Source organism: Mycobacteriales bacterium, assembly GCA_035995165.1.
Classification (GTDB): Bacteria; Actinomycetota; Actinomycetes; order Mycobacteriales; family CADCTP01; genus CADCTP01.
This window is the reverse complement of sequence record DASYKU010000024.1, coordinates 56,616-62,963: the sequence shown is the minus strand read 5'-3', so window position 1 is coordinate 62,963 and position 6,348 is coordinate 56,616. Positions and strand designations below refer to the sequence as shown.

Genomic DNA, 6,348 nt, shown 5'->3' with positions numbered 1-6,348 from the left:
GGACGTCCTGCTGCTCGACGTCACCCCGCTGTCCCTCGGCATCGAGACCAAGGGCGGCGTGATGACCAAGCTGGTCGAGCGCAACACCACGATCCCGACCAAGCGGTCGGAGGTCTTCACCACGGCGGACGACAACCAGCCCTCGGTGCAGATCCAGGTGTATCAGGGCGAGCGCGAGATGGCCGCGTACAACAAGAAGCTCGGCATGTTCGAGCTGACCGGCCTGCCGCCGGCCCCGCGGGGCGTCCCGCAGATCGAGGTCACCTTCGACATCGACGCCAACGGCATCGTGCACGTGTCCGCGAAGGACACCGCGACCGGCAAGCAGCAGGCGATGACGATCACCGGTGGCTCCGCGCTGCCGAAGGACGACATCGAGCGGATGATGCGCGACGCCGAGGAGCACGCCGACGAGGACAAGCGGCGGCGCGACGAGGCGGAGACCCGCAACGTGGCCGAGTCCCTGCAATACCAGACCGAGAAGTTCCTCGCGGAGAACGGCGACAAGCTGCCCGAGGAGAAGCGGACCGAGCTGACCGACGCGCTCGGTGAGCTCCGCTCGGCGCTGGGCGGCTCGGACACCGCCGCGATCAAGGCGGCGCACGAGGCCGTCTCCCGGATCTCCCAGGAGGCCGGCGGCGCGATGTACGCGCAGCAGCAGGCCGGTGCCCAGGGCGGTGCATCCGGTGACCAGTTCACCGACCCGACCGCGGGCGGCCCGACCGACGACACCACCGGTGCCCGGCAGGCCGACGACGACGTGGTCGAGGCGGAGATCGTGGACGAGCCGAACGAGGACCGCCGGTGAGCGACCGCTATCCGGAGGAGCCGCGGGTCGTGGTGAACGACCGGCGGCGGATCGACCCGCAGACCGGTGCCCCTCGCGGCACCGGGCCTGCGGGCGCGGCGGGGCCGGGCAACGCGCCCGGCCCGGCCGGCCCGCCCGCCGGCGGTGAGACCCCGCCCGGCGCCTCCGCGGAGGAGCTCGCCGCGGCCACCCAGGCCCTGGTCGAGCGCACGACCGACCTGCAGCGCGTGACCGCTGAGTACGCGAACTACCGCAAGCGCGTCGACCGCGACCGTGCCGCCACCGTCGAGATGGCGACCGGGGCCGTGCTGGCCGCGCTGCTGCCGGTGCTGGATGACGTCGACCGGGCCCGCCAGCACGGCGACCTGAGCGGCGCGTTCAAGGCCGTGGCCGACCAGCTCGAGGCGACGCTGGAGAAGCTCGGCCTGTCTCCGTACGGGGAGGCGGGCGAGCGGTTCGACCCGACCCTGCACGAGGCGGTGGCCCACCAGACCAGCGCCGAGGTGACCGAGCCGACCTGCGTGGCGGTGCTCCGCCGCGGCTACCGGCTCGGCGACCGGATCCTGCGGGTGCCGCTGGTGGCGGTGGCCGAGCCGGGGGCGGCGGACCCGTCGGACGGCGAGCCGCCGGCCGAGTGGTTCGGCGATGAGAACACGGCGGAGTAGGAGAGGAGGCGCCCGGTGAGCACCAAGGACTTCCTGGAGAAGGACTACTACAAGGCCCTGGGCGTCGCGAAGGACGCCTCCGGGGCCGAGATCAAGAAGGCGTACCGCAAGCTCGCCCGCGAGCTGCACCCGGACAAGAACCCGGGTGACGCGAAGGCCGAGGCCCGCTTCAAGGAGGTCTCCGAGGCGTACGACGTCCTCTCCGACGAGTCCCGCCGCCGTGAGTACGACGAGGCCCGCTCGCTGTTCGGCAGCGGCGTGCCCGGCAGCGGTTTCCCGGGCGGCTTCCGCCCGGGCGCCGGGACGGGTGCCGGGACCGGGACCACGTTCGACCTGAACGACCTGTTCGGGCAGAGCGGGACCCGGTCCAACCCGGGCGCCGGCGGGCTGGGCGACCTCTTCGGCGGGCTGTTCGGCGGGGGGCGCGGCGGGGGCACCAGGCCCGGCCGCGGCTCCGCGCCGGGCGCCAGCCGCGGAGCCGACGTGGAGACCGAGGTGACCCTCGACTTCCCGGAGGCCGTGCAGGGCGTCACCGTCCCGCTGCAGCTGGCCAGCCCGGCCAGCTGCCGGACCTGCGGGGGCAACGGGGCCCGTCCGGGCTCCGCGCCGCGGCAGTGCCCGGCCTGCCTCGGCACCGGGCTGATCACCCGCAACCAGGGTGCGTTCGCGTTCAGCGAGCCGTGCCGGGAGTGCCGCGGGACCGGCTCGGTCATCGACGACCCGTGCCCGGACTGCCACGGCAGCGGGGTCACCACCCAGACCCGCACGATCACGGTGAAGATCCCGGCCGGCGTGGCCGACGGGCAGCGGATCCGGCTGGCGGGCAAGGGCGTACCCGGGCAGCGCGGCGGGCCGGCGGGCGATCTGTACGTGCGCGTGCACGTCCGCTCCGACGACCTGTTCGGGCGCAAGGGCGACGACCTCACGCTGGTGTTGCCGGTCACGTTCCCGGAGGCGGCGCTCGGCACGACCGTGCGGGTGCCGACGGTGGACGGCGCGGTGACGCTGAAGATCCCGGCCGGAACGGCGTCCGGGCGGACCTTCCGGGTCCGCGGCCGGGGCGTGCCGAAGAAGTCCGGATCGGCCGGCGACCTCATGGTCACCGTCGAGGTGGCGGTGCCGAAGAACCTGCCGGCCGAGGCCAGGGAGACGCTGGAGAAGTACGCGGCGGCCCAGCCGGACGACCCGCGCCCGCACATCACCGCGGCGGTCGACGAGCGTGCGTGACCATCGGGTGACCCAGTTCCCGGAGGACGCGCCGGTCTTCGTCATCTCGGTGGCGGCGCAGCTCGCCGGCATGCACGCGCAGACGCTCCGGCAGTACGACCGGCTCGGGTTGGTCAACCCGAGCCGGACGCCGGGCGGCGGCCGCCGCTACTCGGCCCGGGACGTGGCCCTGCTGCGCGAGGTGCAGCGGCTGTCCCAGGAGGAGGGCGTCAACCTGGCCGGCATCAAGCGGATCATCGCGCTGGAGCAGGAGGTCGAGGCGCTGCAGGATCAGGTGGCGGCGCTGATGACCGAGCTCGACCAGGCCCGCGGGCCGTCCACGGCCCTGGTGGTCTGGAAGCCCACCCGCCGGCGCTAGAGCCAAGTTGAGTGGAACACACTCAACTTTTGGCTCGTTGTCTCTCGTAGAGCACGTACACGGAGCGGGAGTACATGGAAGCCAACAAGCTGACCACCAAGAGCCAGGAGGCGGTGTCGGCCGCCGTCCGGCACTCCGTCGACCGGGGCAACCCGTCGGTCGAGCCGACGCACCTGTTGACGGCGTTGCTGGAGCAGACCGAGGGCACCGCCGGCGCGCTGCTGCGCGCGGTCGGCGCCGACCTCATCGACGTCCGGGCCGAGAACGAGGCCCTGCAGGGGCGGCTGCCGAGCGCGAGCGGGTCCACCGTGGCCGCGCCGCAGTTCGGCCGGGACCTGCACAAGGTCATCAGCGCCGCGGTCAAGCAGGCCGAGGAGCTGGGTGACGAGTACCTGTCCACCGAGCACCTGCTGGTCGGCCTGGCCTCCGACGGCGGCCCGGTCGCGGACCTGCTCAAGCGGCACGGCGCCGCCGCCGACACGCTGCTGGCCGCGTTCGCCCAGATCCGCGGCTCGGCCCGGGTCACCTCGCCCGACCCCGAGGGCACGTACCAGGCCCTGGAGAAGTACGGCGTGGACCTCACCGCGGCCGCCCGCGACGGCAAGCTCGACCCGGTCATCGGCCGGGACACCGAGATCCGGCGGGTCGTGCAGGTGCTGTCCCGGCGGACCAAGAACAACCCGGTGCTGATCGGCGAGCCGGGGGTCGGCAAGACCGCGGTCGTCGAGGGCCTGGCCCAGCGGATCGTGGCCGGCGACGTGCCGTCCTCACTGCGGGACAAGAAGCTCGTCTCGCTCGACCTCGGCGCGATGGTCGCGGGCGCGAAGTACCGCGGCGAGTTCGAGGAGCGGCTCAAGGCCGTCCTGGCCGAGATCAAGAACTCCGACGGCCAGGTCGTCACGTTCATCGACGAGCTGCACACGGTCGTCGGGGCCGGCGCCGCCGAGGGCGCGATGGACGCGGGCAACATGCTGAAGCCGATGCTGGCCCGCGGCGAGCTGCGGATGGTCGGCGCGACCACGCTGGACGAGTACCGGCAGCGGATCGAGAAGGACCCGGCGCTGGAGCGGCGCTTCCAGCAGGTCCTCGTCGGCGAGCCGTCGGTGGAGGACACCATCGGCATCCTGCGCGGCCTGAAGGGCCGGTACGAGGCGCACCACCAGGTCCAGATCGCGGACTCGGCGCTGGTCGCCGCCGCGACCCTGTCCGACCGCTACATCACCGCCCGGTTCCTGCCGGACAAGGCGATCGACCTGGTCGACGAGTCCGCGTCCCGGCTGCGGATGGAGATCGACTCCCGGCCGGTCGAGATCGACGAGCTGCAGCGCGCGGTCGACCGGCTGAAGATGGAGGAGCTGGCGCTGGCCACCGAGACCGACCCGGCCTCGGTGGAGCGGCTGGAGCGGCTGCGCCGCGACCTGGCCGACCGCGAGGAGCAGCTGACCGGGCTGACCGCCCGGTGGGAGCGGGAGAAGTCCGGCCTCAACCGGGTCGGCGAGCTGAAGAAGCAGCTCGACGACCTGCGCGGGCAGGTCGAGCGGGCCCAGCGCGAGGGTGACCTCGCCACCGCCTCCCAGCTGATGTACGGGCAGATCCCGGCGCTGGAGAAGGACCTGGCCGCCGCCTCCGACGCGGCCGAGGCCGAGACCTCCCCGATGGTCAAGGAGCAGGTCGGCCCGGACGACGTCGCCGACGTGGTCTCGGCCTGGACCGGGATCCCGGCCGGTCGGCTGCTGGAGGGTGAGACGGCCAAGCTGCTGCGGATGGAGGACGAGCTCGCACGGCGGGTCGTCGGCCAGTCCCGCGCGGTGCTCGCGGTCTCCGACGCGGTCCGCCGGGCCCGGGCCGGGGTCTCCGACCCCGACCGCCCGACCGGCTCGTTCCTGTTCCTCGGTCCGACCGGCGTGGGCAAGACCGAGCTGGCCAAGGCGCTGGCGGACTTCCTGTTCGACGACGAGCGGGCGATCGTCCGCGTCGACATGAGCGAGTACGGCGAGAAGCACTCCGTCGCCCGCCTGGTCGGTGCCCCGCCCGGCTACATCGGCTACGAGCAGGGCGGTCAGCTGACCGAGGCGGTGCGGCGCCGGCCGTACAGCGTGGTGCTGCTGGACGAGGTCGAGAAGGCCCACCAGGACGTCTTCGACGTGCTGCTGCAGGTGCTGGACGACGGCCGGCTGACCGACGGCCAGGGCCGGACGGTCGACTTCCGCAACGTCATCCTGATCATGACCTCGAACCTGGGGTCGCAGCTGATCGCGGACCCGACGCTGCCGGACGCCGCCAAGTACGACGCGGTCATGCAGGTGGTCCGGTCGCACTTCAAGCCGGAGTTCCTCAACCGGCTGGACGACCTGGTCGTGTTCGAGGCGCTGAACACCGAGCAGCTGGCCGAGATCGTCGGCATCCAGGTGCGGGCGCTCGGCCGGCGGCTGACCGGGCGGCGGCTGACCCTCGAGGTCACCGAGGCGGCCCAGGAGTGGCTGGCGATGACCGGCTTCGACCCGGTGTACGGGGCCCGGCCGCTGCGCCGGCTCGTGCAGTCCGCGATCGGCGACCAGCTGGCCAAGGGATTGCTGGCCGGCGGGATCCGGGACGGCGACACGGTCGTGGTCGACCTGCTCCAGGACCGGTCCGGTCTGTCGGTACGGCCGGCGGCGCCGGTCACGGTCTGAGGTCCCGTCCGGAGGCCCTCACCCCGTCGGGGTGGGGGCCTCCGTCATGCCGGGATGGAGCACGCGTTCGCCGACGAGCCCGGGCTGGAGCCGGCGCCGCAGACGGCCGACGCGGCCGCGATCGAGGCGCTGGTCAGAGTCGGGCGTCAGAGTCCGTCGCGGATGCAGGCCTGGATCTCGGCGTGGCTGGGCCGGTGGCCGACGCGGTCCTCGCAGCCGCGCACGGTCTGCAGCCCCTGCCAGCCGAGCGAGGCCGCGATCGTCAGCGCGACGAGTCCGGCGACCAGGCCGACGCCGGCCTTGGCCCGGCCCAGCGCCCGGTCGCCCCGGGTGACGATCAGCCCGGCCAGCCCGAAGAGCACGGCCAGTGCCCCGAGCAGCACGCCCGGGTAGACCAGCAGCCCGAACGGCACCGCGAGGATCCCGAGCACCAGCGCGGTCGTCGCGACCCTGCTCGGCCGCGGCCAGCTCGGCACGCGGGTGGCGCCCACCTGCTCGGAATCGATCGACACGGGCCTCAGTGTGCCTGCCGGGGGTCGCCAGGGCGCGGCCCTCGTCGGCGTGTCCGGACGGATGGTCTACATCCGGTTGCCATCGAACGGCGGTACGGTCCCGACG

The 6,348-nt window shown here is 73.3% G+C and carries 6 protein-coding genes; 5 read left to right on the top strand and 1 reads right to left on the bottom strand.

Going from position 1 to position 6,348, the window contains the following annotated elements; translation table 11 throughout:
- The 5 genes from VGP36_04395 to clpB all read left to right on the top strand — a co-directional run.
- Positions 1–808 (top strand): Hsp70 family protein (locus tag VGP36_04395; GenBank protein HEV7653966.1); only part of this gene is annotated, 808 nt, incomplete at its 5' end.
- Positions 805–1,473: a nucleotide exchange factor GrpE gene (grpE, locus tag VGP36_04390; protein ID HEV7653965.1), complete on the top strand. Its 669-nt coding sequence runs from the start codon at positions 805–807 to the stop codon at positions 1,471–1,473. The genes VGP36_04395 and grpE, both read left to right, overlap by 4 nt.
- Before the next feature lie 15 nt (positions 1,474–1,488).
- Complete coding sequence (dnaJ, locus tag VGP36_04385; protein HEV7653964.1) at positions 1,489–2,700, top strand: molecular chaperone DnaJ; 1,212 nt, start codon at positions 1,489–1,491, stop codon at positions 2,698–2,700.
- Entirely contained in the window at positions 2,693–3,058 is a 366-nt protein-coding gene (locus VGP36_04380) for a helix-turn-helix transcriptional regulator (protein ID HEV7653963.1), read from the top strand. The genes dnaJ and VGP36_04380 overlap by 8 nt, the downstream gene beginning before the upstream one ends.
- 74 nt (positions 3,059–3,132) lie before the next feature.
- Positions 3,133–5,730 (top strand): ATP-dependent chaperone ClpB, encoded by a 2,598-nt coding sequence (gene clpB / locus VGP36_04375; GenBank protein ID HEV7653962.1) that lies wholly within the window; start codon positions 3,133–3,135, stop codon positions 5,728–5,730.
- 146 nt (positions 5,731–5,876) lie between these two features.
- Here clpB and VGP36_04370 read toward each other — a convergent pair whose 3' ends face one another.
- Positions 5,877–6,242: a hypothetical protein gene (locus VGP36_04370; GenBank protein HEV7653961.1), complete on the bottom strand. Its 366-nt coding sequence runs from the start codon at positions 6,240–6,242 to the stop codon at positions 5,877–5,879.
- Positions 6,243–6,348 lie beyond the last annotated feature (106 nt).

Bases quoted from the DNA above. Each gene is read 5' to 3' on its own strand.
- clpB (HEV7653962.1), top strand. From the start codon at position 3,133: ATGGAAGCCAACAAGCTGACCACCAAGAGCCAGGAGGCGGTGTCGGCC.